Below are 25,207 nucleotides of genomic sequence, written 5' to 3'. Positions count from 1 at the left end.
CATGAGCTTTTTAGAAATGTTATATTTCATCATCCCTTCTGCGATTCTTTATGCAACACCATTAATCTTTACAGCTATCGGTGGTGTTTTCTCTGAACGCTCTGGTGTTGTTAATATCGGGCTAGAAGGTTTAATGATAGTTGGAGCCTTTGTCGGTATTTTTGTCAATTTAGAATTTGCTTCAGTATTCGGTGCAGCAACCATTTGGGTGGCAATGCTTGCAGCTGTTATTGTAGGAGGTATCTTCTCACTTTTCCATGCTGTTGCTTCAATCTCCTTCCGTGCCGACCAAACGGTATCAGGGGTAGCCATCAACTTATTAGGTCTGGCTGTAACGGTCTTTTTAGTAAAAATGATTTATGATAAAGGTCAAACGGATATGATTGACCAACCTATTCGTCGTTTCGGAATCCCTTACTTAGAGGATATTCCATTCTTTGGTCCATTGTTGTTTAAAGAGGTTTATAGTACTTCTATATTAGCTTTAGCAGTAGCACTTGGCGCATGGTTTATCATCTATAAAACGCCATTTGGTTTACGCCTTCGTGCAGTTGGTGAGCACCCGATGGCAGCAGATACAATGGGTATAAACGTGAATAAAATGCGTTATATTGCAGTTGTAATTTCTGGAGCACTTGGTGGTCTGGGCGGTGCTGTCTATGCGCAAACAATTACACATGACTTCTCACACGCAACAATTGCTGGGCAAGGTTTCATGGCGATTGCAGCAATGATTTTCGGGAAATGGCATCCAATTGGAGCACTTGGCGCTGCGTTATTCTTTGGTTTAGCGCAAACATTGAGTATCGCAGGAAATCAAATTACATTGATCGAAAATGTTCCAGCAGTGTATTTACAAATATTACCGTATGTCCTAACGATTTTTGCATTAGCTGGCTTTATCGGTAAAGCAAGTGCACCAAAGGCTAGTGGACAACCTTATATTAAAGGGAAACGTTAAAACGAAAGTAAAATGTATCTCTAAAAAGTTAAAGGCTGAGCGAAAATGCTCAGTCTTTTTCCTTGTACATATCATAAATGTTTAGGAAAATAGAGATGTTGCTTTATCATGCAAATGTAATTTTACACTTTTTATATACATACTTTGGATTCTTTTTGCAATTATAGATAATAGCCATGTATAGTATGTGTAGTACATTGTTATATTAAGAAGGATAGGAGGGTTCCATATGTTTAAAACAATACCTTTTGCAAAAGGTGTCAACTTGCATATCCGACAAACAACCCAATTTAAAACCGTAAATTTTTCAATTAAATGGAGAAGAGCATTAACGGCTCAAAATGCATCTGAACGTACTGTGTTAACAAATGTTTTGCAACATAGTAACGCCAAATATACAACGACTGCTGCATTCCGAAGCTTTTTGGATGACTTATATGGCACAGTGTTGTATTTTGACACTTCTAAACGTGGTAACGAACATACAGTACTAATGAATATAGAGACTGTAAATGATCACTATTTAGCTAATACAAGTGTTTTAAATGAAGTACTTGGTATTATACACACTGCAATATTTGAACCTAATTTAGAAAACGGCGTATTTAAAGAATCCATTGTAGAACGAGAGAAGAAAATGGTCATTCAGCGTATTGAATCCATCTTCGACGACAAATCTCGCTTTGCTCAGGTTCGCCTTCAGCAAATTTTACGTCCAAATGAACCAGCCTCTATTTCTGCTAACGGCTCTGTTGAGGACATTCAAAAAATTACACCTACTTCATTACTTGATGCATATCAATCCATGCTTGCGAATGATAAAGTAGACATCTATGTCGCAGGGGATATTAATGAAGACGAAATTGTAGCGAAGCTGAAAAAAGCGCTACCATTTAACGATCGTACTCCAGAAGAAATTCCTGCTGTGCAACCACAGCAACATCCACAAAATGATTATGTTCGTGAACAACAAGAAATGAAGCAAGGAAAAATGCATATCGGCTTTAGTACACCTGTAAGATTTGGTGATGCAGACTTTGCAAAAATGCAAATCTTTAACGGTGTCTTTGGCGGTTATCCACATGCTAAATTATTCATGAATGTCCGTGAAAAGGAAAGTCTCGCTTATTACGCATCTAGTTCATATGCATCACATTATGGCTTAGTGTTTGTTGTGTCTGGAATTGAACCAAAGAATGAAGAAAAAGCGCTATCACTCATTAAAGAACAACTTGCTGTTATGCAAGCAGGCGAAATTACAGATTTGGAATTAGAGCAAACAAAAGCTATGCTGACTAATCAATTAAAAGAATCATTGGATTCTGCCCGAGGACAAATAGAAATTTTTGATCAATATAAAGATTTACCCGAGGAATTCTCTGTTGAAACCTGGGCTAATAAGTGGAAAGCTGTGACGAAGGAAGATGTTGTTAATATGGCAAAGCAAGTGCAGCTAGAAGCGGTCTATTTCTTATGTGGGAAGGAGCAAGCCGCACAATGAAAACAATTGAATTCAAGCAATTAGATGAAACACTTTACTATGAGAAACTTGAAAACGGCTTAGATGTTTATATTTTGCCGAAAAAAGGATTTTCTAAAACATTTGTCACTTTCACAACTAAGTACGGCTCTGTTGATCGTACATTTGTGCCAATTGGTGAAACAGAAAGCATTACAGTACCTGATGGCATTGCCCACTTTTTAGAGCATAAAATGTTTGAAAAGGAAGATGGAGATGTCTTCCAAAAGTTTAGCGAATTTGGTGCTTCTGCCAATGCCTTTACGTCATTTACACGTACTGCTTATTTATTTTCATCTACAGACAATATTTATAAAAGCACAGAAACATTACTAAATTTTGTGCAAGAGCCTTATTTTACTGAAGCAACGGTCAATAAAGAAAAGGGCATTATTGGACAGGAAATTACCATGTATGATGATCAGCCAGATTGGCGTCTATACTTTGGTACGATTGAAAATATGTATCATACACACCCAGTAAAAATTGATATTGCTGGTACTATAGCGTCGATTGACGGCATTACCGCTGATCATTTATATACGTGCTACAATACTTTCTATCATCCAGCTAATATGCTTCTATTTGTTATTGGGGCTGTTGATCCGAATGAAATGATGGCATTTATTCGCGAAAATCAAAATAACAAGGATTTTCCTGAGCCAGCACCTATTCAACGCTTCTTTGATCAGGAGCCGGTTGAAGTGGCAATTAAAGAGCGTACATTGAATATGGATGTACAAAAGCCGAAGATGTATATTGGTTTAAAAGCAAAAGATACAAATCTTTCTGGGCGTGACATGTTAAAGCATGAGCTTTCTGTTCAAATTGCGCTAGAGCTTATTTTTGGCCGTACCTCAAGCTTTTATGAGCGTGTTTATGATGGAGGTTTGATTGATGAAACCTATGCCTTTGATTTTACGTTAGAAAAAGGCTTTGGCTTTGCTATGATCGGCTCTGATTCAACGGAACCGGCTGCATTAGAGAAAGCTATTAAAGAAGAACTAGCAAAGTATGATGAAAAGATACAATTTGAGCCTGCGGATTTAGAACGAGTAAAACGTAAGAAAATTGGATTCTTCTTACGTGCATTGAATTCTATTGAATTTATCGCTAACCAATTCACACGCTATTCATTTAATGATATGAATTTATTCGATGTCGTGCCTGTATTAGAGGAACTGACGATAGAGGATTTGAAAAAAGCATTTACTTCGATTCAAGGTGAATCTCAACAAACTGTTTTTAAAATTTTACCGACAGAGAAGGGCAAGTAGTGAAGAAATTTGCCCTTGTACTAGGGGCATCAGGGGAGATTGGCCGTGCTATTTGCCACAGTCTAGCCGCAGACGGTTGGTCTATCTATATCCATTATTCGAATAACGAGAAGGCTGCCCAGGATTTATTACTTTCCCTCTCAGAAAATTTTCCTGCACAGGAGTTTATACTTGTGCAAGGAGATTTTTCAAAAGAAACGGGCGCTGAGTCAGTTGCTTCACAAGTTTTTACTGTGCAGGCAATTGTTTTTTCAAGCGGTCAGGCGCATTATTCTCTCCTTGAAGATACGACAGTTGATGATATGGATGCTTTATGGCGTGTCCATGTGCAAAATCCTATGCGTTTGACAGCATTGCTTTCATCTAAGCTCCGAGCCCATGACGTCAGCTATGTGCTTTTTATCGGTTCTATTTGGGGAGAAGCAGGCTCTGCTGGTGAAGCACTGTATGCTACGGTAAAGGGCGCTCAGCATGCTTTTGTAAAGTCCTATGCCAAGGAAGCCGCATTGTCACGAATTCGTGTGAATGCAATTGCACCAGGATTTATTAATACTTCGATGAATAGTCATTTAAGTAAAGAGGAGCTTAATTACATTCTAGAAGACATTCCGTTAGGTATTATAGGAGAAACTACAGATGTGGCTGAGATGGTGCGCTTCTATCTTTCAGGAAAAGCAGATTATGTTACCGGACAAATAATTCGTTTAAATGGTGGTTGGTACATATAATATTCTTTTTTGCACATACTACATGTGTAAAGGAGGAGGAACATATGACCATTTTAGAAAACTGGCAAAAATGGACATCGTTTTTAGGGCAAAATGTTATGCAGGCAGAATCAACTGGTATGCCAAAGAAAATGATTCAGCAAGCAGCTGTACAAATTGGCGAATATTTGGCGACAAATGTCGACCCTAAAAACGAACAAGAGCGAGTGCTGTCGGATTTATGGGGCGTTGCCTCTGAAGATGAAAAAGAAGCGCTGGCGAATTGTGTCATTAAGCTTGTTCAAAATAAGCATGTGCAGTAAAAAAAAGAGGAGAGCTTTCTCCTCTTTTTTCTATACCAAAAACATTCTTTCTATCGAAAAGGGAACGTATGTAAGCCTATTTAGTGAGCTTATAAAAAAAATAGTAAGTTTTTAAAAATAACGAGGTATTTCCATGTATTCTAACTTTCCATTACATAAAAAATCAGCTATGATGGAACTTATAAAGGATTTTTTACGTTAACTAATAGGAAGGGAACGAGTGTGTTTGAGCGATTGGTACTTTGAATATGAAATTCAGGTGAATCGCCCTGGATTATTAGGAGATATTGCTTCACTTTTAGGGATGCTTCGTGTCAATATTATTTCAATTAATGGTGTCGATGAGGATCGACGTGGTATGTTAGTGCATACAGACAATGATGAGGCAATTGAGCGTTTTCGTACAATTGTTTCGACAATGGAACATATTAACGTAACCAAATTTCGACAACCTAAACTCCGTGATCGTTTAGCTATTAGGCACGGTCATTATATTCCTCGAGATGCAGATGAAAAAAATACTTTCCGTTTTGTACGAGACGAACTTGGTATCTTAGTTGACTTTATGGCTGAGCTTTTTAAAAAAGAGGGGCATAAGCTCATAGGAATACGTGGTATGCCTCGTGTTGGAAAAACTGAATCGATTGTTGCGGCAAGTGTATGTGCTAATAAAAAGTGGATTTTTTTGTCGTCTACAATGATTAAGCAAACTGTCCGGAATAAACTCGCTGGTGATGAATTCAGTGACAATAATATTTTTATATTAGATGGCATTGTGACACGTCGCTCTTCTGATGAACGACATTTACAACTAGTGCGTGAAATGATGAATATGCCTTCCATTAAGGTGGTAGAGCATCCAGATATGTTTGTTCAGCACTCAGAATATAAGATAGAGGATTTTGATTATATCATTGAACTACGTCATCACCCAGATGAAGAAATCACTTATGAAATAATGGAAAAAAATCATATGATGTCCGAATCCGATTCATTTGGAGGATTTAATTTTTAATTTGATATTAAAGTAGGTGTTATGAGTGGCAGAATTAGGGACTCGTCTAAAAGAAGCGAGACTGTCTAAAGGCTATAGCTTAGACGATTTACAAGAAATAACGAAAATTCAAAAGCGTTATTTAGTAGGAATTGAAGAGGGCAATTATTCGATTATGCCTGGTTCGTTTTATGTACGAGCCTTTATTAAACAATATGCAGATGCTGTTGGGTTAAACGCAGAAGAGCTTTTAGAAACCTATAAAAGCGAGCTGCCAAGTACACCGAACGATCAGGTCAGCCAGTCCATAACGAATAGCCCAAGCAGAAGAAAAGTTACAAAGGGCCCTTCCAATAAAATGATGGAGGCAATGCCGAAAATAATTGTTGGCTTATTTATCATTGTCATCATTGTAGTAATTTGGGTTTTAGTGCAATCTAAAAATAGTGCAGGAACAAATGATGAGGACAATAAACCTTCAGAAATAGAATATGATTCAAAAGTAAAACCAATCGATAGTGAAAAAGAAAAAGCAGATGCTGAGAAAAAAGCTGAAAATGACAAGAAAGATTCAGCAGATTCTAAGGATTCAACAAAAGAAGAAACACCTGATGAAAACCAAGCTGAAGATGTTAAACAATCGATTTCAGCGGGTACTGTAGAAGCGGATGGAGCTACAACTTCTTATACGTTAACAGGAACAGACACACTTAAAATACGTATTGAAGTGTCAGGTCCTACATTCGTCGGTATTCGTAATCAACAGAAACAAGAATTACTAGCAAATCCAGACGTATATAATGCAGGAGAAGTGGTAGAATTTGATGCAACTTCTCAAAACTATGTTCGCATTCGCTTAGGTAATTCACAACAGGCTAAGATATATATTAATGACGAGCTGTTAACGTATGCACAACAAATCGTAACGCAAAACATCGTCATCAATTTCAATAAAGAACAGTAGTCATCTAATGATGACTACTTTCTTTCATCATGAAAGGTGTTAGAAAAATGAACATTCCAAATAAAATTACCATCTCTCGAATCTTACTTATTCCGTTTTTTGTTATTGTAATGATGTTTGATTTTGGCTGGGGAACAATGTCACTATTCGGTGCAAAGATGCCTGTTCATCACTTTGTAGGTGCCCTTATCTTTATCTTTGCTTCAACAACTGATTGGGTGGATGGTTATTATGCACGTAAGTATAATCTTGTGACGACATTTGGGAAATTTTTAGACCCGCTGGCTGATAAATTACTTGTTTCAGCGGCTTTTATTTTAATGGTGGAGCTAGGTATGGCGCCTGCTTGGATCATTATTGTCATCATCAGCCGTGAATTTGCTGTAACAGGTTTACGTTTAATATTGGCTGGTGGAGGAGAAGTCGTAGCGGCAAATCAGCTTGGCAAGATTAAAACATGGGCACAAATTGTTGCTATCGCGGCAGCACTTTTACACAATACAATCTTTACGCTTATTGGTATTCCATTCGATATAATAATGTTATATATTGCATTGTTCTTCACATTATGGTCTGGATGGGATTATTTCTATCTAAATCGACGTGTTTTACTTGAGTCTAAATAAGAAAGGTCTTGTGGATCATGAATGCTGAAATTCTAGCAGTTGGCTCAGAATTATTGCTTGGTCAAATTACGAACACAAATGCGAAATTTATTTCTAACCAATTGTCTGAGTTGGGGATTAATGTGTTTTATCATACAGTTGTTGGAGATAATTCCCAACGTTTAGATGAGGCTATAACGGTTGCAGAATCTCGGGCAGATTTAATCATCTTTTCTGGTGGGCTTGGACCTACAAAAGATGATTTAACAAAGGAAACAATCGCACGACATCTTGATGTTTCACTTGAACATGATGATGTCGCCCTGACTTATATTGAGCAATTTTTTGCTAAACGAGGTCGTCCAATGACTGAAAATAATCGTAAGCAGGCATTAGTATTAGCTGGTAGTGAAGTTCTGGCAAACCATCATGGAATGGCACCCGGCATGATATTAACAAAAGGTGGACGCACATATATTTTGCTGCCTGGACCGCCAAAAGAGCTTGAGCCAATGTTCCAATTTGAGGCAAAACCAAAGCTCGGTGCGTTGTTAAACGCTGGAGGTGTTATTGTCTCTCACATTATGCGCTTTTATGGTATCGGTGAGGCAGAGCTGGAGGTTCGTGTTCAAGATATTTTAGATACACAAACAAACCCTACTGTTGCACCTCTTGCTTCAGATGGCGAAGTAACCTTGCGTGTAACTGCTAAAGCGGAAACCGTGCAGGAGGCACAGCAGCTAATTGCAACAAAGGTAGCTGAAATTCAAGCGCTTGTCGGTGACCATCAATATGGTGTAGATGATGATTCTCTTGCCTCTAAGACAGTAGAAATGTTACTTGATAATCAGTTAACTATTTCTGCTGCAGAAAGTTTAACTGCGGGGTTATTTCAATCAGAGCTGGCAGAAATTCCGGGAGTAGGGAATGCACTCGTTGGAGGCGTTGTAACGTATACAGAAGAGGCAAAAATAAGACAGCTCGACATTTCTAAACAATTACTAGATACACATGGCATTGTCAGCAGTGAATGTGCCGCGGCTATGGCTAGCGCTGTAAAGCAAAAATTCGGTACGAATATTGGTATTGGTTTAACAGGGGCAGCAGGACCAACAGCACATGATCACCAACCAGTAGGAACAGTTTGGATTGGTATCGCCATTGATGAGGAACCAATCACGTATTTACTTCATTTATCAGGTATGCGTAATACAAATCGACTTCGTGCTGTAAAGTTTACCTGTCATTATCTAATGCAACTTTTGGAAGAAAGAGGATACACCAAACGCTATTAAATAGAAAAAATAGGAATTTGGGTAGAGGAAATTTACTCAAATTTTTATTTTGAAGAAAAATCGAATAAACGTTCGCTTTTTTCTTGCGTGTTCTCTCAAAAACAAGTATAGTAGAGATAGAGAAAAACAGTGAACAGTTTTCGAAGGAGGAAAATGAATGAGTGATCGTAAAGCAGCCTTAGAACAGGCGTTAAAACAAATTGAAAAGAACTTTGGTAAAGGTTCTATTATGAAACTTGGCGAAAAAACAGATTTAGAAATTGCTACATCATCAAGCGGTTCACTAGCACTTGATGCTGCATTAGGTGTTGGTGGTTATCCACGTGGGCGAATTATTGAAGTTTATGGCCCTGAATCATCAGGTAAAACAACGGTTGCTCTCCATGCGATTGCAGAGGTGCAAGCAGCTGGAGGACAAGCAGCATTTATTGATGCTGAGCATGCATTAGATCCAATCTATGCACAAAAGTTAGGTGTTAATATTGATGAACTACTATTATCTCAGCCAGACACAGGTGAACAAGCACTTGAAATTGCTGAAGCATTAGTTCGTAGTGGTGCGATTGATATTATCGTTATTGACTCGGTAGCAGCATTAGTGCCAAAAGCTGAAATTGAGGGAGATATGGGTGATTCCCATGTCGGTTTACAGGCACGTTTAATGTCTCAGGCATTACGTAAGCTTTCAGGTGCTATTAATAAATCGAAAACGATTGCCATTTTCATTAACCAAATACGTGAAAAAATTGGTGTAATGTTTGGGAATCCGGAAACAACACCAGGCGGACGTGCTCTTAAATTCTATAGCTCTGTTCGTTTAGAGGTTCGCCGCGCAGAAGCCATTAAACAAGGCAATGATATTATGGGGAATCGCACAAAAGTGAAGATTGTGAAAAACAAAGTTGCACCACCTTTCCGTACAGCAGAGGTAGATATTATGTATGGAGAAGGGATTTCAAAAGAAGGTGAAACAGTTGATTTAGGTGTTGAACTTGATATCGTTCAAAAAAGTGGCTCTTGGTATGCTTATGGTGATGAACGTTTAGGACAAGGACGCGAAAACGCAAAACAATATTTAAAAGAAAATCCTGCCGTTATGGAGGAAATCGCTAATAAGATCCGTTCCTCTTATGGTATCGCTGCTACTTCCTACACAATCGCTGCTCATGATGAGGAAGAAGTGGATGAAGAATTAATGCTTCTTCTTGAAGATAAATAATTTAAATGCATTGTTCCTGCTCTAATTTGAGAGGGAACAATGTATTTTTTTGTCTATATTCCATATAAAGGTGGGTATACTCATAAAGATAACATCATGCATTGAGTGAGGGTCTAAAAATGTATCCTTAGCACTGTTTATTCCTTATTATGTAAAATAGGTAAATGTAAATCTAGTGTAAAAGTATTAGGAAGTTTATTCACCTATTGGTTATCAATTACTTTTTTCTGGAGAGGGGCGAACAGGTGCCCGACTATCCTTGACAGAGCTTAAGGCTAGCTATACAATTAAATATGTATAATTTCTGAATTATGACTTTAAATAGGCAGTACATTTTATCTTCATTCAGTAGAAAACTCCCACCTCTGAAGGTGATGAGATGAATGGGATGTGGTTCCTTTTCAGTGAGTGTTTAAACATCTACTGAAATAGAGGAACTCAGTCTAAGAATGCCACGTCCTGTGGCAACGACTGAGTGACCAACATCATGTTGGCCCAAAGCCTCCGGTGAATGTTACAGATTTTGAAAGCAATGAATAGAAGGATGTTTGCCTAAAACCTTCGCATCCTGCGAAAACGGCTAACGGACCTTGCATCCTGGCAGGCATAGGCCAATTCAAAATCCGGACGTAATTACGCCAAGGCGAAATTGATGTATGCGCCGACTGAAACTGTATTACCCAAATAGCAAGAGGAGGTGTTCATATGGATGGAATTACTATCATCTCCGCTTTGCTTGGAATCATCGTTGGTGCCGCTGTTAGCTATATCTACATGAAAAAAGTGAATGACTCAAAAATCACTGGTGCTAAACATGTTGCTGAAACAATCGTTGAAGAAGGAAAACGAGAAGCGGAGGCATTGAAAAAAGAAGCACTACTTGAAGCCAAAGATGAAACTCACAAATTTCGTACTGAAGCTGAGAATGACATTCGTGAACGTCGTTTAGAACTTCAAAAACAAGAGAACCGTTTATTGCAAAGAGAAGAGAATCTTGATCGCAAAGATGATGCTCTAAATAAGAGAGAAGCAGGCTTAGAGCGTAAAGAACAAGCTCTTGCCGAAAGACAACAGCATATTGAACAGATGGAAAGCAAAGTGGACGAGCTCGTTGCCTCGCAAAAAGCAGAGCTAGAAAGAATTTCTGCTTTAACTAGAGATGAAGCAAAGACTATTATCTTAGGGGAAGTAGAAAAAGAGCTAGCAACTGACATTGCTGTGATGACGAAGGAATCAGAAACACGTGCGAAAGAAGAATCAGATAAAAAAGCACGTGAAATTTTATCATTAGCATTACAACGTTTTGCTGCAGACCACGTTGCAGAAACAACGGTATCTGTCGTGAACTTGCCAAATGATGAAATGAAGGGTCGAATTATTGGTCGTGAAGGACGAAATATCCGCACATTGGAAACGCTAACAGGTATAGATTTAATTATTGATGATACACCAGAAGCTGTTATTTTATCTGGCTTTGATCCAATTCGTCGTGAAACGGCTCGACTTGCACTTGAAAAGCTTGTACAGGATGGCCGTATTCACCCAGCTCGAATCGAGGAAATGGTGGAAAAAGCTCGTCGTGAAGTGGATGAACAAATCCGTGAAACAGGTGAGCAAACAACATTTGAAATTGGCATTCATAACTTACATCCTGATTTAATGAAAATTTTAGGCCGTATGAAATATCGTACAAGCTATGGACAAAACGTCCTAAAACATTCAATTGAAGTCGCATATTTGGCAGGCTTACTCGCTGCTGAACTTGGTGAAGATGTAGCATTAGCTCGTCGCGCAGGCTTATTACATGATATTGGTAAAGCAATTGACCATGAAGTTGAAGGTAGCCACGTCGAAATCGGTGTGGAATTAGCAACAAAATATAAGGAACATCCAGTAGTCATTAATAGTATTGCTTCTCACCATGGTGATACAGAAGCAACATCTGTCATCGCGGTTTTAGTGGCTGCAGCTGATGCATTATCGGCTGCTCGTCCAGGTGCTCGTAGTGAAACACTCGAAAACTATATCCGCAGACTCGAAAAATTAGAAGAAATTTCTGAAAGCTATGAAGGTGTAGAAAAATCCTATGCTATTCAAGCTGGTCGTGAAATTCGAATTATTGTCCAACCTGAAAAAATTGATGACTTGGCTTCACATCGCTTAGCACGAGATATCCGTAAGCGAATTGAAGAAGAGCTCGATTATCCAGGTCATATCAAAGTTACTGTCATTCGTGAAACACGTGCTGTGGAGTACGCGAAATAATATTGAATGTTAGAGGTTTCTCAAGATGAAAATCTAGGGAGACCTCTTTTTTACTGCCAATGCATGCGCAATCTATGACAAATTGTCTAGATAAGTGCGATTATTTTGAATCACTTAAATTGTAGTCTTATGGAGATGAAGCTCATGGAAAGTAAAATTTGGGTTAATTTGGAAAACTGCTGTTAAGAGATAATAAAGAAGTTTAATTCTAGACCCTTCTATAAGGAGGGGAAGATTGGATAGGATAAAAGAAAACATAAAAAGACTAGCTGTGAAATTCTTATAGCCCTTGATTTGCTTATATTTTTATTAAAGAGTAATAATTATTATTTTTATATTCTAGTAGGCATTGGATACGGTTTTTTATTTCCTGCCATACTTACACTGACTTCTTTTTATCTGTTTGCGAATTCTCTTAAAGTAAGAACCTATATAGTCATTTTAGTATCAATTATTAGCATTCTATTTATATTGGGAATTTAGTTAGCTTATTTGTTCGCAGAATTTGATGTTAACCGCATTGATTCTCCAATAGGTGAAGATGCATTGATAATCGAACATAGAAACGTTACATTAGGAGAGACAACTCACTTTTATTACTTTTATCGACCAACGATTTTCCAGGGAATTTTAAAAAAATTAAATAATAAACCAGTATTATTTTTTATTCGTTATGACGGTGAGGAAACACCTGATGGTTTAAAGGCATTAGGAGTAGATAATGCGAAATGGACAGAGGATGGAGTCATTTTTTATTCAGAACGTGGAGAAATTGAAGTGGATTTCAAACGCTAAGATAAATTCTGCCCTTAAATAAGGGAGAATAAACTTATTGGACTAACGGAATGCTTTAGTTGAGCAAGAATTAAACAACTTTAAAGAGCCTTACTACAATATAATTTGTAGCGGGGCCCTTATATTTTTAAATCAAAATTAAGTAACTTTATTTTCACTTTACACCCGCACCCTCTGATTGCCATTCCGATTTAAGGACTAACGTTGTAATCATTATATTTCATATTTTTTTGCTTAATGCTCTTACTGAGGTTACAATTAATGATGTTATATAGCTAGCCATTAAAAAGGGCTTTGCAGAGCAACAACTTGTTCCAATAAAATGGCGGCGTAATTGATAGAAAGAGGCGTATGTAAAAATGAAAGTATTGTTTATAGGAGATATTGTTGGTTCAATTGGCAGAGACGCAGTAGAAAAATATTTACCGCGTTTAAAGAAAAAGTGGAATCTAGACGTTGTGATTGCAAATGGTGAAAATGCGGCGGCAGGCCGTGGAATTACTCATAATATTTATAATGACTTATTACAAATGGGTGTAGATGTCATTACGATGGGAAATCATACATGGGATAATAAAGATATCTTTGATTTTATTGATGATGCGGATTATTTGATTCGTCCTGCAAATTTCTCAACTGAGGCTCCTGGTAAAGGGATGGTACAGATTTCAAAGAACGGTGTGACTTTATCTGTTATTAATCTGCATGGTCGTGTGTTTTTACCTCCTCATGAGGACCCATTTGCGATGGCAGAGAAATTAATCGAGGAAGCACAAAAAACGTCACCGCTTGTATTTGTGGATTTTCATGCGGAGGCAACAAGTGAAAAAATTGCGCTTGGTTGGCATTTAGATGGCAAGGCGTCGGCAGTCGTAGGCACACATACCCATGTACAGACAGCTGATGCACGTATTTATCCGAATGGAACAGCCTATATTACAGACGTTGGTATGACAGGTCCTTACGATGAAATTTTAGGAATGACGAAGGAAAGTGTTATTTATAAATTTCAAACAAATATGCCATCACGTTTTGAGGTGCCAAAAAAAGGTCGTGACGTGCTAAGTGGTTTTTTTGTGGACATAGATAATCAAACAGGAAAAGCACTACATTGTGAGCGAATCTATATAAATGAAGATTATCCGTTTCAAGGATGAGGGAAGAAACTATTGTGTATGCTCTAAATGCACGATAGTTTTTTCTATTCAAATTGACAATGAAAAGTCATTCTTTTTTGATTGTTTGCAATATATCAGAAATGAAAATAGTCTATTTTCTTCTTACCGAGCATAAAATGACCTACGGACAATAACTTGAGATCCAAAAAGGGGGACACAAGTTGTTGAGCGTAAACACTATTCGCGAAACGGGGAGGAATAATTGTGGATTCATTAAAAGTATCATCACGCTCTAATCCAAATTCAGTTGCAGGTGCATTAGTCGCGGTAATCAGAGAAAAAGGGCAGGCAGAAATGCAAGCAGTTGGGGCAGGTGCACTTAACCAAGCCGTGAAAGCAGTGGCCATTGCACGCGGATTTGTAGCGCCAAGTGGCACAGATTTAATTTGCGCACCGGCGTTTGCCGATATTTTAATTGCTGGTGAGGAACGTACAGCCTTGAAACTTCTAGTAGAAAAACGTAATCGATAAAAATGGAATGAAGTAAAATGCCTTGCACATTTTAAAGTGCTGGGCATTTTTTCATTATGCTACAGGAACATCTAATTACATAATTTCGGGAAAATTACTCATCCTTAACATGTTAACTGTCACTTGAAATTAGTAAGTTAATTTTTTATACTGCATTAATGGGCTTAATTAATCTAAACCGAAATTGAAGCATCAGGTATAAATTATCTGCTCAGAAGTTCAGCGGAAGAGTAATCTCTGGCATATGACTGATTAGTAGGATAAAGAGCGCCTATCTTCCTAAAATTACCTTTTAATTTAAGTATTTTGATAATTACAATTTATTGAACAGGATTTTCAGTCAAAGGTCTGATTTTCGGTTAAATCGTGGAATAACAATAGTGTAGACCGTTTCTTCGTGTTAAACTTATGAAGGAAAAATAGTAGTATACATTGGATTTAAGGAGTTGTTGACATGTTACATCAGCTTTCATGGAAAGTCGGTGGGCAACAGGGTGAAGGGATTGAAAGTACAGGTGAGATTTTCTCAATGGCAATGAATCGTTTAGGTTACTTCCTATACGGTTATCGTCACTTCTCTTCTCGAATTAAAGGTGGCCATACGAATAATAAGATTACAGTTCGTCCAACAGAGGTACGATCTATAGCGGATGATTTAGATATTTTAGTAGCGTTTGACCAAGAAACAATTGATGTTAATTATAAAGAATTAACAGAAAAAGGTATTATTTTAGCAGACTCAAAATTTGAGCCAGTGAAGCCAGAAGATTCTAAGGCACCATTATTCGCAGTACCATTTACGGAAGTAGCAGCAGAGTTAGGTACTTCATTAATGAAAAATATGGTGGCAATTGGAGCAACTGCGTCATTGTTAAATTTAGAAAACGAAGTATTCCAAAATGTTGTTGATGATATTTTTGGTAAAAAAGGTGAAGAAGTTGTTCAGAAAAACATGGAGGCCATTGCACGCGGTCGACAAATCATGAATGACCTATTAGGTGAACGTGTAGGTGAATGGGAATTAGCACCAGCAGATGGGAAACGCCGTATGTTTATGATTGGTAATGACGCTATAGCACTTGGCGCACTTGCAGCTGGGACACGCTTTATGGCAGCCTATCCAATTACGCCAGCTTCTGAAATTATGGAATATCTGATTAAAAAATTACCGAAGTTTGGTGGTACAGTTATTCAAACAGAAGATGAAATTGCTGCAGCGACAATGGCAATTGGTGCAAACTTTGGTGGTGTTCGTTCTTTTACAGCCTCAGCTGGTCCTGGTCTTTCATTAATGATGGAGGCAATAGGACTTTCAGGTATGACAGAGCAGCCACTAGTTGTTGTTGATACACAGCGTGGCGGTCCATCAACAGGGTTACCAACAAAACAAGAGCAATCAGATTTAATGGCAATGTTATATGGTACACATGGTGAAATTCCTAAAGTAGTAATTGCACCATCTACAATGGAGGAAGCATTTTTTGATACAATCCAAGCCTTTAACATTGCAGAGGAATTACAATTACCCGTTATTTTAATGACAGACTTACAATTATCTCTAGGTAAACAATCTGTTGAACCATTTGATTACAATAAAATAGAAATTCGTCGCGGTAAAATCGTCGCTGATGATATTGAAGAAGCGGCAGATAAAGCCTACTTCAAACGTTATGAAAATACAGAAGACGGTGTTTCACCGCGTGTGCTACCTGGTACATTAAACGGTATTCACCATGTAACAGGTGTCGAGCATGATGAAACAGGTAAACCGTCTGAAGCGACTGGTAATCGTCAAACACAAATGGATAAACGTTTCCGTAAGCTAGCTGCACTGAAATTTGATAATCCAGTATACGTAAATGCACCACACGAAGAAGCCGATATTTTATTAGTGGGCTTTAACTCAACTCGTGGAGCTATTGAGGAAGTACAAGAACGATTAAATGCACAAGGTATGAAGGTGAACCATGCACATATTCGTTTAGTGCATCCATTCCCATCTACTGAGGTAGCACCTCTTGTAGCGAAAGCGAAAAAAGTAATCGTTGTAGAAAATAACTACACTGGTCAATTAGCAAATATTATGAAGATGAATGTTGGTGGTCACGATAAGATCGAGACTATTACAAAATACAATGGTACACCATTCTTGCCAGGTGAATTAGAAAATCGTGTGAAGGAGTTGACTCACTAATGGCAACATTTAAGGATTTTCGAAATACAGTAAAACCAAACTGGTGCCCAGGCTGTGGCGACTTCTCAGTACAAGCAGCTATACAACGCGCTGCGGCGAACGTTGGCATTGAACCAAATGAGCTAGCTGTAATTTCTGGGATTGGCTGTTCAGGCCGTATTTCAGGTTACATTAATTCTTATGGTTTCCATGGTATTCATGGTCGTGCATTACCGATTGCACAAGGCTTAAAAATGGCGAACCGTGATTTACATGTTATTGCTTCTGGTGGTGATGGCGATGGCTTTGCGATCGGTATGGGTCATACAATTCATGCCATCCGCCGTAATATTGACATTACTTATATAGTTATGGATAACCAAATTTATGGTTTAACAAAGGGCCAAACATCTCCACGTTCAGCGGCAGGCTTTATTACAAAATCTACGCCAGGTGGAGCGATTGAGCCATCATTAAAACCATTAGAGATAGCATTAACAAGTGGTGCAACTTTTGTAGCACAAGGCTTCTCAACAGATATTAAAGAATTAACAGCATTAATAGAAGCGGGCATTAATCATAAAGGCTTCTCGTTCATCAACGTATTTTCACCTTGTGTAACATACAACAAAGTAAACACTTACGATTGGTTTAAAGAGAACCTAACAAAGCTTGCTGATATTGAGGACTATGATAATGCAGACCGAGGTATGGCAATGCGTACAGTAATGGAGCATGAGGGCTTAGTAACAGGTATTATTTATCAGGATACTGAAACAGCCTCTTATCAAGAAAAAGTACCAGGCTATTCAGAGCTACCATTAACAGATATTGATATTAACATGAATGAAAATGATTTTAATGAATTGGTTAAAGAATTCATGTAGATAATTAAAAAGCGTATTTGAGAAGCATCTTAAATACGCTTTTTTTATGTCAAAAATCAACAAGAGCCCGATTATTGCCCCCAAGGCTGTTCACCATATCTTTTCAGCATTACAACTTCACCATCATTCTTTTTAATACGATTATACACATACTTAATTTTGTATTCGTTGTATTTTTCTAATTCGATTTTGTCGTAAAAATCCTTTGATAGAGCTAACTCCCGTTCATCAATTACAAGATAGCGCTCTCCGTTTTTCTCCATAATATTTTGTTCATCAATTTTAAAGGTGCTTTCTATTTGTATATCATTAAAAGTATAAAAACCTGCAGCAAACAAGCCTATAAATAAGAGTGATAAACAGCTAGCAATCCAATTACCCCTTCTCAAGACCATCTCCTCCTTTTTAATCCTTATCTTTCATACGAATTATCTAGTTGAAAGTTTCAAATTTTCCCGTTATTTTGGAAGGAAGAAGGAAGCAATAAAAATTTTCAATCCTTATAAAATCCTTATAATCATTTTCTACACTATAGTCATCGAAAGGATGATGACTTCAAATGGATGATATTATTTTAAAAACGGAAAATCTGAGTAAAAGCTTTAAGGGGCAAAAAATTGTAGAGAATTTGTCGCTGACAATACCACGCAATACTGTCTACGGCTTACTGGGTCCTAATGGTGCTGGAAAATCAACAACGTTAAAAATGATGACTGGTATGCTGCGTCCAAATACAGGTAAAATAATTTTCAATGGACATGAATGGAATCGCAATGATTTACAAGATATTGGTGTATTGATTGAAACACCTCCCCTATATGAAAATTTAACGGCAAGAGAAAATCTGAAGGTTCGAACGATTGCGCTTGGATTACCAGCATCACGTATTGATGAAGTATTAAGGATTGTTGATTTAACCAATACAGGAAAAAAAAGAGCTGGGCAATTTTCCTTGGGGATGAAACAGCGTTTAGGAATAGCCATTGCGCTTTTAAACTATCCAAAGCTTTTAATTCTCGATGAACCAACGAATGGACTTGATCCAATTGGTATTCAAGAGCTAAGAAAACTAATACGATCTTTTCCAGAGCAAGGTATTACAGTCATATTATCTAGCCACATCCTTTCAGAGGTAGAGCAGGTAGTAGATGAAATTGGCATCATCGCAGGAGGTAAATTAGGCTATCAGGGAGCTGCACCACGGGGACAGGAATTAGAATCATTATTTATGCAGGTAGTGTCTGCTAATAGAAAGGCAGGCAATTAGTATGATTTCCATAGTAAAGGCTGAAAGATTAAAATGGAAAAATACTTTTATTCCTAAATTAGTTTGGCTTGCACCTATCGTGACTCTGTTATTGAGCGCAGTTTTAATGGGAGGGAGTTTTTTTCAAAAGGGTGGTTATAATTGGTGGTATTCAATGCTCTTGCCGGGTGCACTGACAATATGTTGTGCGTTAGCAGTAGAAAAAGATGCGAAATTAAAATATCATAGCATTCTCGCAATGCCTATTGACCTGAAGAAGATTTGGTTTGGCAAAATACTTGCATGTAGTGCCTGGTTGTTATTAACTACAATTATTTTCTTTACAGGTATTACTGTTGGTGGCATAGTTTTCGGCAATAGCTTTCCTATAGCAAAAAGTCTGGCAGGTAGTTTATTAATATTTTTATCTTTTTTATGGCAAATCCCACTTTGTCTATTCCTTTCGGCAAAATTAGGAACGTATATGGCAATTTTAATTAATTTAGTCGGTAATATAGCTGGAATGGTTGCATTTGCTGATGGTGAATTTTGGTATAGTGTTCCTTATGCCATTACAGCAAGATTAATTTGTCCAACACTAGAAATTTTGCCGAATGGTTTACCAGTGCCTGAGGACAGCCCATTATTAAGCATGTCGGTGATTGTTCCTGGAATTCTAATTGTACTCATTTGGTTTGTCTTCATTAGCCTTTTTACCGCTCGTTGGTTTCAAAAGAGGGAGGCGAAATAGTGATGGTATTCATAAGATTGCTTAGGGCAGAGCTTCTTAAAACAAAAAGAACACCTTTTTTACTCATTCATCTGCTAGTACCTATCATTATTTCAACTCTATTTTTAGCATACTATTCCTATTCGCCATGGATATTTGATTGGAAAGTATCAGCTTATTTTCAGGCACTCTCTTGCGGATTTCCTATTATTATTGGATTAGTTTGTGCAATGGCATCGGAGCAAGAGGCAGTTGCAGGTCATTTTCAGGAGATGTTAACAGCTAGTAGGGGAAAAATCGTAACATTTATTAGTAAGCTCTTTCTATTATTATTGTTTAGCTTTGGAGCGATTGTCTTGTCCATTGGTATTTTTAGTATTGGTTTTATCGAACTCTTACATGAAGATACACTTGGATACCAATTTTATTTAATAGTTGGATGTATTTTATTTGCTAGTTATGCCTGTTTATATATTTTGCATTTATTTATTAGTCTTCATTTTGGAAAGGGAGCCTCAATTGGACTAGGGATTGTGGAGGCACTTTTAGTAGCGTTGCTGCTTACTGGACTAGGGGATGGTATCTGGTCATATATACCTTATGGTTGGGGTGGCCACTTCGTAGAATTATGGACATTAAAGGCATCTGGAGCTAATGTATCAATAATGGAAGCAGGCTTACAGGCAGGTATTATTGCTTGTGGATTTGGAACATTACTGGTATTCATGCTTTCTTGCTTATGGTTCTGGAAATGGGAGGGCCGAAAATCTGAAAATTAGTTACTAAAGGAAATGATGAGAAACATATGGCAAAAATTTTAGCGGTAGATGATGAAAAAGATATTTTAGTCTTGATAAAAAATGCATTAGCAAAAGATGAGCATTTAGTAACAGCTATCACTGATGCGTCAGAAGTGAATAAAATGGATCTCGGCACCTTTGATTTACTATTACTGGATGTGATGATGCCAGTAATGGATGGGTTTACATTATGCAGAGAAATTCGTCATGCTGTAGATTGCCCAATCCTTTTTTTAACGGCTAAATCATTAGAGGAGGACTTAATGTATGGTCTTGGTCTGGGCGCAGATGATTATATCATTAAGCCCTTTGGCATTGGAGAGCTTCGTGCTAGGATCAATGCCCATTTGAGACGTGAAAAAAGAGAGAGACGTAACATCCTCTATGCAGAGAAAGTTCATATTAATTTGTCTGGAAAAGAGCTGTTTGTCGAAGAGGAGAAGGTAATGCTAACGAAAAGTGAATATGAAATATGTGAATTTCTCGTTCGTAATCGGGGACAGGTCTTTTCGAAAGAAAGGATCTATGAAGCGGTTTTTGGCTATGATGGAAAAAGTGACAGTACAGCAATCACTGAGCATATTAAAAATATTCGTTCGAAGCTTCATGTCTTTGATGTAGACGTGATTGATACTGTTTGGGGGATCGGTTATAAATGGAGACATTGAAGCACACAAAAGGAACTCGCCTTTACACCTTTTTCCTTCGTTATCTCCTATTGTTATGCTTAGGCACCATTCTGCTAGTAGTAGTATTATTTGGTTTATTTTTATTGACCTTTTCTACAAATATTGTTTTACCAGCCAATTATGCAGAAACACAGATTTCACTTTCAAAGGATCGGATTGCGAGTAGTAGCTCGGTCAATCCTGAGATGATTCCAGACCTTGTTGACTACGCGGTTTTTTCGAAAAAGGGGCAGTTTCTTTTTGGGAATCTTTCTGAAAAGGAAGCTTTTAAGGCTTGGAATGTCATGAAAAAAGGAGAAACTCAGGGTGTCTCTCAATTTTATTCGGTGATAGAGAGAGAAAATGAGGTTTGTATTTTACGCTATTATTTAGTACCACAGTATCGGTCACCGGTGTTAAGAAAATATTTGCCTAATCCTCAATTATTAGAAATTATATTATTTATAATTGGAATAATAGCGCTAGCAACTTTCCTTGCTGTCCACTTCGGCAGAAATCTAAAGAAGAAAATGTTTGGCTTGCAGGAAGCTATTGAAAAAATACAAAATCAAAATTTGGATTTTAGTATAAATCCAACAGGAATTCGTGAAATAGATGATATATCCATCTCATTGGAGCAGATGAAGGAAGCACTAAACAACTCATTAAAACAGCAATGGGAATTAGAGCGAGCTCGCAGAGAACAAATATCAGCTCTTGCTCATGATTTAAAAACACCTCTTACCATTATTCGAGGAAATGCGGAGCTTTTACAGGACACTGCCCAAGATAAGACGCAAAGAGAATATAATGACTATATTTTAAAAAATACGATGGAAATTGAAAAGTTTTCAAAACAGCTAATAGATATATCGAAAATGGAGCAAAAAGTTGTTAGTGAAAAAGTAAATGTAGAAATGGATGCATTTATTCTACAGCTAGAACATCAAATAAAGGCTCTTTCTTTAGAAAAAAATCTTGAAGTGATTGTTAAAAAAGACAATCTTCCAGCTTCAATCTTTATAGATGAAGAGCTTTTTTATCGAGCTATGTTAAATCTGATTGTCAATGCAGTAGAGCATACGCCAAATAGAGGCAAAGTCATATTTATTGTTCAAGGAGAGATGAATTTCGTTCATTTTACTGTAGTAGATAGTGGTGTTGGTTTTTCAGCAAAAGATTTAAAGGAAGCCACAAAGCAGTTTTATCGAGGAGATCCAAGTAGAAAGTCAGCAAATCATCATGGAATGGGACTTTATATTGCCCAATCTATCATTACTAAACATGGTGGAACGTTGACACTCGAAAATGACTCAACGTCTGGTGGAGGTAAGGTAACAATTACGATTCCAATTTGTCTTAAAAAAGAGTGAATTAGCGTAGTGCTAATTCATTTTTTTTTAGCTTTATTTCGGACAGCGTAGCGTTACAGATATATAGGTGATATGCGCTGATTGGCGTTTTATCAGATATAAAGAAAATAATTAACATTCCTCAATGGTGAGAGGCCATAAAAGTTATTTATAATTAAACAGCCTTTCCATTAAATGTACTAAGTTTACATCTATATGTCACTCACATACTATCTGGCATACCCACCTCTATCGCTAATCTATTTTGTGAAACGTCATAAGCAAGGCGCTTTTCTTCCAGCCTGTATACCATGTATCTTTATTCATGGGCATTTCTCCAAACAAAAGATGTCAACTACAGGGGAAAAGTTGACATCTGCTATATGTGTCCAAAACCCTTGCTCCATCTAGCGTGCCAACAGCCTTCTTAAAAAGCAATACTAAGTTTAAAGGCATCTAAATTTTACTGTCCTCATTATAATGACAAGGCAGGGGAAGTCTCCAATTGTAGCGAATGGCAGACATACGGATTGTGATTACAATAAGAACGATAAGCGTGAGCTCAAGGGGAGAGCTCCATCCAAGCCAAATAGAGATTGCACACAAAATTGTTAGAATGGCGTGAATTTCTTCCTTCAATGCAAGTGGCTTTCGACCAGCGATAACATCTCGAATCATTCCGCCACCCACACCAGTAAACAATGCTGCCAAAATCATCACGCCTAAATCATTGGAAAATGCCTCGCTGGCTAGCATTGCTCCTTGAAGAGCAAAGGAAGCAAGTCCGATGGAATCAAAAAATAACCCCCACCGTCTCCAATGATCAATCCACTTTAGTGGGATTAATACAATGATTGTCAATGTTATTAACACAGTTAAAATAGCAGAATGCTCCCAAAGTTCAGTAGCAGGGACACCAATAATTAAATTTCGAATCAGTCCTCCCCCAAAGGCCGTGATAAAGCCTAATGCGTATACGCCGATAAAAGAAAATCTTGCTTCAAGAGCAATAAATGCTCCAGTCGCTGCATAAGAAATAATGCCAATAAAATGTAGGACAATCCAAGACATGCTTTCAAAAACCTCCTTATTATTTTTAGTAGGAAGTACCACTAAGAAAATAAAATGTGCAAGTTAAATTTCCACACAAAAAAACTCCACCACAAGAAGTCCTGTAAAAGGACCTTGTAGTGGAGTAATCAATTAGCAATTCCTACTAATGAATCAATCCATTTAAAAACATAAATAGCGTTCTAACAAAAGGTTTTATTAGAATTCCATTTAAAAGAGTGCTAAACTATGTGCATTTCTTTCATTATACTACTCTGTTTAAAAAGAACAAGATAGATATTAAGTAATTTAATTTTTCTACAATTTTGATGTATAGTTTTGAATAAATAGGAGGGCGAGAACATGAAGAAAAAGGAAACTGCATTTAATGAAATTGTACGAAAGGTTCGTAAAGAGCTCTATGGAAAAGGACCGGAGAGAATCTATACTCATTTCGTGGAGAATATGGCTGTCACTACTATGTATGGCATTCTAACACCAACCGAAAAATTTATCATTCAATCTGAAGAAGGTAAAAAAGTAATTCATAATGCTAGAACTCAAATGATTCAGGAAGTCTATAAGGTGCAAGTCCCTGAAGGAATGGAAGAGCTTGTCGACTCAAAGCTTCTTCATTTATTTTCTGATATAAAGGTTGAAGAGGATATGGCTGTATCGGTCTTTATATTTGATAAGCCAATCATATAGAAAGCTTATGATTTTTACAGAAATGAAGGTTTTGTAAAAAGGTGAGAATAATGAGAGAACCTCATTTAGATGTGTCAGGGAGAAACGTATCACAATTAAATATTTTCCCCCAATGAATAAGTTTTCTTCAGCAAGATAATTTCACTAGATAAAGGTTGAAAAATATATACAAATAAATTTTTCCCATATTTTTTATTTGTTTAACCTAAATGATACGAAAGTGCAGTTTTATAACCCTCTGACCATTCCCTTAAAAAGGAATTGTTTCAGTGTTTCTCTGTTTAGGAATTGTCTCCTTACACTTTGTATATTTTAATTTGCTAATTAAATCCTTCATCTCGCTGACTTTTATAAAGCTGTAAAACGTTAAAAAATTGTCTTTCCTTTAGGCCGATGTGCTATAGACTACCATAAAAATAGCTGGTGTCAGTACAGACAATCTTCATCTGAAAAATGCTACAATAAAAGAAAAAAGAAGAGGCGATGCACGTGAGTAACGTCATTGATTTTATTGCAAAGAAAAAAGAACGTGAAGAAAGGCAGCGTGCTCAAGATTTAGAGCGTTATGTTGCGACACAATGTAATTTTCAGCATCCGGAGAACATTGACACACTTGTTGATGAAAAAATAATCGAAGTGAAAGATCATTCGTTATTTCTAGGTTTTCTATCAATTTTAAAAGATGAGCAAATTGATCCTCTTGATATTTTTCAGGATGTTTTTACTTTCGAGCCGGCTCACTTTGAGATGACCTATAATATGAGATGGTGGTCAGTTGTCCAGCTTGCCTTTACATTTTTAACAATTCTAAAGGAAAATGAGCCGCATACATATGCAGATTTTCTTGGTTTTTCCGAATAATCTAGAGTGTGTGCACGTCTTCAAACGCTTTCAAAACGTGCGCATACACCACTGGATTCCCCCAATAGTCTACTTCAATCCATTTTAAACTTTACAAATCTCCTATTCGCAAAACAAAAATTCATATATTTTATAATTCCTCAATAATTTTTACCGAAT

The 25,207-nt window shown here is 37.2% G+C and carries 25 protein-coding genes; 23 read left to right on the top strand and 2 right to left on the bottom strand.

Features of this window, described 5'->3' with window-relative positions:
- Window position 1 precedes the first annotated feature (1 nt).
- From ACQKIM_RS05570 to ACQKIM_RS05495, 16 genes are all read left to right on the top strand, one after another.
- Window positions 2-961, top strand: a complete 960-nt coding sequence (locus ACQKIM_RS05570; RefSeq protein WP_427540302.1) for an ABC transporter permease — start codon at window positions 2-4, stop codon at window positions 959-961.
- 229 nt (window positions 962-1,190) lie between these two features.
- Complete coding sequence (gene yfmF / locus ACQKIM_RS05565) at window positions 1,191-2,462, top strand: EF-P 5-aminopentanol modification-associated protein YfmF (RefSeq protein ID WP_427540299.1); 1,272 nt, start codon at window positions 1,191-1,193, stop codon at window positions 2,460-2,462.
- Window positions 2,459-3,757: an EF-P 5-aminopentanol modification-associated protein YfmH gene (gene yfmH / locus ACQKIM_RS05560; protein ID WP_427540296.1), complete on the top strand. Its 1,299-nt coding sequence runs from the start codon at window positions 2,459-2,461 to the stop codon at window positions 3,755-3,757. The genes yfmF and yfmH overlap by 4 nt, the downstream gene beginning before the upstream one ends.
- Window positions 3,757-4,485 (top strand): elongation factor P 5-aminopentanone reductase, encoded by a 729-nt coding sequence (gene ymfI, locus ACQKIM_RS05555; protein ID WP_427540293.1) that lies wholly within the window; start codon window positions 3,757-3,759, stop codon window positions 4,483-4,485. The genes yfmH and ymfI overlap by 1 nt, the downstream gene beginning before the upstream one ends.
- Before the next feature lie 44 nt (window positions 4,486-4,529).
- Window positions 4,530-4,787: a DUF3243 domain-containing protein gene (locus tag ACQKIM_RS05550; RefSeq protein ID WP_054770649.1), complete on the top strand. Its 258-nt coding sequence runs from the start codon at window positions 4,530-4,532 to the stop codon at window positions 4,785-4,787.
- Between the two features lie 226 nt (window positions 4,788-5,013).
- Window positions 5,014-5,802 (top strand): DUF3388 domain-containing protein, encoded by a 789-nt coding sequence (locus ACQKIM_RS05545; protein WP_283871221.1) that lies wholly within the window; start codon window positions 5,014-5,016, stop codon window positions 5,800-5,802.
- 25 nt (window positions 5,803-5,827) lie between these two features.
- Entirely contained in the window at window positions 5,828-6,745 is a 918-nt protein-coding gene (locus ACQKIM_RS05540) for a helix-turn-helix domain-containing protein (RefSeq protein ID WP_427540288.1), read from the top strand.
- Window positions 6,746-6,792: 47 nt separating this feature from the next.
- Window positions 6,793-7,371, top strand: a complete 579-nt coding sequence (gene pgsA, locus ACQKIM_RS05535) for a CDP-diacylglycerol--glycerol-3-phosphate 3-phosphatidyltransferase (RefSeq protein ID WP_427540285.1) — start codon at window positions 6,793-6,795, stop codon at window positions 7,369-7,371.
- Window positions 7,372-7,388: 17 nt separating this feature from the next.
- Window positions 7,389-8,645: a competence/damage-inducible protein A gene (locus ACQKIM_RS05530; RefSeq protein ID WP_427540283.1), complete on the top strand. Its 1,257-nt coding sequence runs from the start codon at window positions 7,389-7,391 to the stop codon at window positions 8,643-8,645.
- Between the two features lie 157 nt (window positions 8,646-8,802).
- A complete protein-coding gene (gene recA / locus ACQKIM_RS05525; protein WP_427540280.1) occupies window positions 8,803-9,864 on the top strand; it encodes a recombinase RecA in 1,062 nt (353 codons plus the stop codon).
- 705 nt (window positions 9,865-10,569) lie between these two features.
- Window positions 10,570-12,129, top strand: a complete 1,560-nt coding sequence (gene rny, locus ACQKIM_RS05520) for a ribonuclease Y (protein ID WP_283871226.1) — start codon at window positions 10,570-10,572, stop codon at window positions 12,127-12,129.
- A gap of 546 nt (window positions 12,130-12,675) precedes the next feature.
- A complete protein-coding gene (locus ACQKIM_RS05515) occupies window positions 12,676-12,924 on the top strand; it encodes a hypothetical protein (RefSeq protein ID WP_427540275.1) in 249 nt (82 codons plus the stop codon).
- Between the two features lie 359 nt (window positions 12,925-13,283).
- Entirely contained in the window at window positions 13,284-14,081 is a 798-nt protein-coding gene (locus ACQKIM_RS05510; RefSeq protein WP_427540272.1) for a TIGR00282 family metallophosphoesterase, read from the top strand.
- Between the two features lie 225 nt (window positions 14,082-14,306).
- Window positions 14,307-14,573, top strand: a complete 267-nt coding sequence (locus tag ACQKIM_RS05505) for a stage V sporulation protein S (protein ID WP_008178903.1) — start codon at window positions 14,307-14,309, stop codon at window positions 14,571-14,573.
- 454 nt (window positions 14,574-15,027) lie between these two features.
- On the top strand, window positions 15,028-16,767 hold the full coding sequence (locus ACQKIM_RS05500; RefSeq protein WP_427540270.1) for a 2-oxoacid:acceptor oxidoreductase subunit alpha: 1,740 nt from the start codon (window positions 15,028-15,030) through the stop codon (window positions 16,765-16,767).
- A complete protein-coding gene (locus ACQKIM_RS05495; protein WP_427540267.1) occupies window positions 16,767-17,633 on the top strand; it encodes a 2-oxoacid:ferredoxin oxidoreductase subunit beta in 867 nt (288 codons plus the stop codon). The genes ACQKIM_RS05500 and ACQKIM_RS05495 overlap by 1 nt, the downstream gene beginning before the upstream one ends.
- 71 nt (window positions 17,634-17,704) lie before the next feature.
- On the opposite strand, the gene ACQKIM_RS05490 is transcribed toward ACQKIM_RS05495, so the two are convergent.
- On the bottom strand, window positions 17,705-18,022 hold the full coding sequence (locus tag ACQKIM_RS05490; RefSeq protein WP_427540264.1) for a hypothetical protein: 318 nt from the start codon (window positions 18,020-18,022) through the stop codon (window positions 17,705-17,707).
- Window positions 18,023-18,192: 170 nt separating this feature from the next.
- Between ACQKIM_RS05490 and ACQKIM_RS05485 the strand changes: the two genes are divergently transcribed.
- The 5 genes from ACQKIM_RS05485 to ACQKIM_RS05465 are packed head-to-tail and all read left to right on the top strand — an operon-like array spanning window position 18,193 to window position 22,450.
- Window positions 18,193-18,900, top strand: coding sequence for a lantibiotic protection ABC transporter ATP-binding protein (locus tag ACQKIM_RS05485; RefSeq protein WP_427540261.1), 708 nt, complete (start codon window positions 18,193-18,195; stop codon window positions 18,898-18,900).
- A 1-nt stretch (window position 18,901) separates the two neighbouring features.
- Window positions 18,902-19,630: a lantibiotic immunity ABC transporter MutE/EpiE family permease subunit gene (locus ACQKIM_RS05480; RefSeq protein WP_427540258.1), complete on the top strand. Its 729-nt coding sequence runs from the start codon at window positions 18,902-18,904 to the stop codon at window positions 19,628-19,630.
- Window positions 19,631-19,632: 2 nt separating this feature from the next.
- Window positions 19,633-20,388 (top strand): lantibiotic immunity ABC transporter MutG family permease subunit, encoded by a 756-nt coding sequence (locus ACQKIM_RS05475; protein ID WP_427540539.1) that lies wholly within the window; start codon window positions 19,633-19,635, stop codon window positions 20,386-20,388.
- A gap of 26 nt (window positions 20,389-20,414) precedes the next feature.
- Window positions 20,415-21,077, top strand: coding sequence for a response regulator transcription factor (locus ACQKIM_RS05470; protein ID WP_427540255.1), 663 nt, complete (start codon window positions 20,415-20,417; stop codon window positions 21,075-21,077).
- Window positions 21,065-22,450, top strand: coding sequence for a sensor histidine kinase (locus tag ACQKIM_RS05465; protein WP_427540252.1), 1,386 nt, complete (start codon window positions 21,065-21,067; stop codon window positions 22,448-22,450). The genes ACQKIM_RS05470 and ACQKIM_RS05465 overlap by 13 nt, the downstream gene beginning before the upstream one ends.
- 435 nt (window positions 22,451-22,885) lie before the next feature.
- On the opposite strand, the gene ACQKIM_RS05460 is transcribed toward ACQKIM_RS05465, so the two are convergent.
- Window positions 22,886-23,500 carry a trimeric intracellular cation channel family protein gene (locus ACQKIM_RS05460; protein WP_427540249.1) on the bottom strand — a complete coding sequence of 205 codons (615 nt, stop codon included), beginning with the start codon at window positions 23,498-23,500 and terminating at the stop codon, window positions 22,886-22,888.
- 342 nt (window positions 23,501-23,842) lie between these two features.
- Between ACQKIM_RS05460 and ACQKIM_RS05455 the strand changes: the two genes are divergently transcribed.
- Both ACQKIM_RS05455 and ACQKIM_RS05450 read left to right on the top strand, forming a co-directional pair.
- The gene (locus tag ACQKIM_RS05455; RefSeq protein ID WP_427540246.1) at window positions 23,843-24,187 is read left to right on the top strand and encodes a DUF2294 domain-containing protein; all 345 of its coding nucleotides are present in this window, start codon (window positions 23,843-23,845) and stop codon (window positions 24,185-24,187) included.
- 483 nt (window positions 24,188-24,670) lie between these two features.
- Window positions 24,671-25,048 carry a 2-oxoglutarate ferredoxin oxidoreductase subunit beta gene (locus tag ACQKIM_RS05450; RefSeq protein ID WP_427540244.1) on the top strand — a complete coding sequence of 126 codons (378 nt, stop codon included), beginning with the start codon at window positions 24,671-24,673 and terminating at the stop codon, window positions 25,046-25,048.
- Window positions 25,049-25,207: the final 159 nt, after the last annotated feature.

It is taken from the genome of Lysinibacillus sp. NPDC047702, assembly GCF_050272555.1.
In the GTDB taxonomy this organism is placed as follows: Bacteria; Bacillota; Bacilli; order Bacillales_A; family Planococcaceae; genus Lysinibacillus.
This window is presented reverse-complemented; position numbering and strand designations above follow the sequence as displayed.

Bases quoted from the DNA above. Each gene is read 5' to 3' on its own strand.
- ACQKIM_RS05455 (WP_427540246.1), top strand. From the start codon at position 23,843: ATGAAGAAAAAGGAAACTGCATTTAATGAAATTGTACGAAAGGTTCGT.
- ACQKIM_RS05460 (WP_427540249.1), bottom strand. From the start codon at position 23,500: ATGTCTTGGATTGTCCTACATTTTATTGGCATTATTTCTTATGCAGCG.
- pgsA (WP_427540285.1), top strand. From the start codon at position 6,793: ATGAACATTCCAAATAAAATTACCATCTCTCGAATCTTACTTATTCCG.
- ACQKIM_RS05475 (WP_427540539.1), top strand. From the start codon at position 19,633: ATGGTATTCATAAGATTGCTTAGGGCAGAGCTTCTTAAAACAAAAAGA.
- ACQKIM_RS05570 (WP_427540302.1), top strand. From the start codon at position 2: ATGAGCTTTTTAGAAATGTTATATTTCATCATCCCTTCTGCGATTCTT.
- ACQKIM_RS05550 (WP_054770649.1), top strand. From the start codon at position 4,530: ATGACCATTTTAGAAAACTGGCAAAAATGGACATCGTTTTTAGGGCAA.
- rny (WP_283871226.1), top strand. From the start codon at position 10,570: ATGGATGGAATTACTATCATCTCCGCTTTGCTTGGAATCATCGTTGGT.
- ACQKIM_RS05465 (WP_427540252.1), top strand. From the start codon at position 21,065: ATGGAGACATTGAAGCACACAAAAGGAACTCGCCTTTACACCTTTTTC.
- ACQKIM_RS05485 (WP_427540261.1), top strand. From the start codon at position 18,193: ATGGATGATATTATTTTAAAAACGGAAAATCTGAGTAAAAGCTTTAAG.
- ACQKIM_RS05450 (WP_427540244.1), top strand. From the start codon at position 24,671: ATGCACGTGAGTAACGTCATTGATTTTATTGCAAAGAAAAAAGAACGT.
- ACQKIM_RS05480 (WP_427540258.1), top strand. From the start codon at position 18,902: ATGATTTCCATAGTAAAGGCTGAAAGATTAAAATGGAAAAATACTTTT.
- ACQKIM_RS05470 (WP_427540255.1), top strand. From the start codon at position 20,415: ATGGCAAAAATTTTAGCGGTAGATGATGAAAAAGATATTTTAGTCTTG.
- yfmF (WP_427540299.1), top strand. From the start codon at position 1,191: ATGTTTAAAACAATACCTTTTGCAAAAGGTGTCAACTTGCATATCCGA.
- ACQKIM_RS05510 (WP_427540272.1), top strand. From the start codon at position 13,284: ATGAAAGTATTGTTTATAGGAGATATTGTTGGTTCAATTGGCAGAGAC.
- recA (WP_427540280.1), top strand. From the start codon at position 8,803: ATGAGTGATCGTAAAGCAGCCTTAGAACAGGCGTTAAAACAAATTGAA.
- ACQKIM_RS05530 (WP_427540283.1), top strand. From the start codon at position 7,389: ATGAATGCTGAAATTCTAGCAGTTGGCTCAGAATTATTGCTTGGTCAA.
- ACQKIM_RS05500 (WP_427540270.1), top strand. From the start codon at position 15,028: ATGTTACATCAGCTTTCATGGAAAGTCGGTGGGCAACAGGGTGAAGGG.
- yfmH (WP_427540296.1), top strand. From the start codon at position 2,459: ATGAAAACAATTGAATTCAAGCAATTAGATGAAACACTTTACTATGAG.
- ACQKIM_RS05495 (WP_427540267.1), top strand. From the start codon at position 16,767: ATGGCAACATTTAAGGATTTTCGAAATACAGTAAAACCAAACTGGTGC.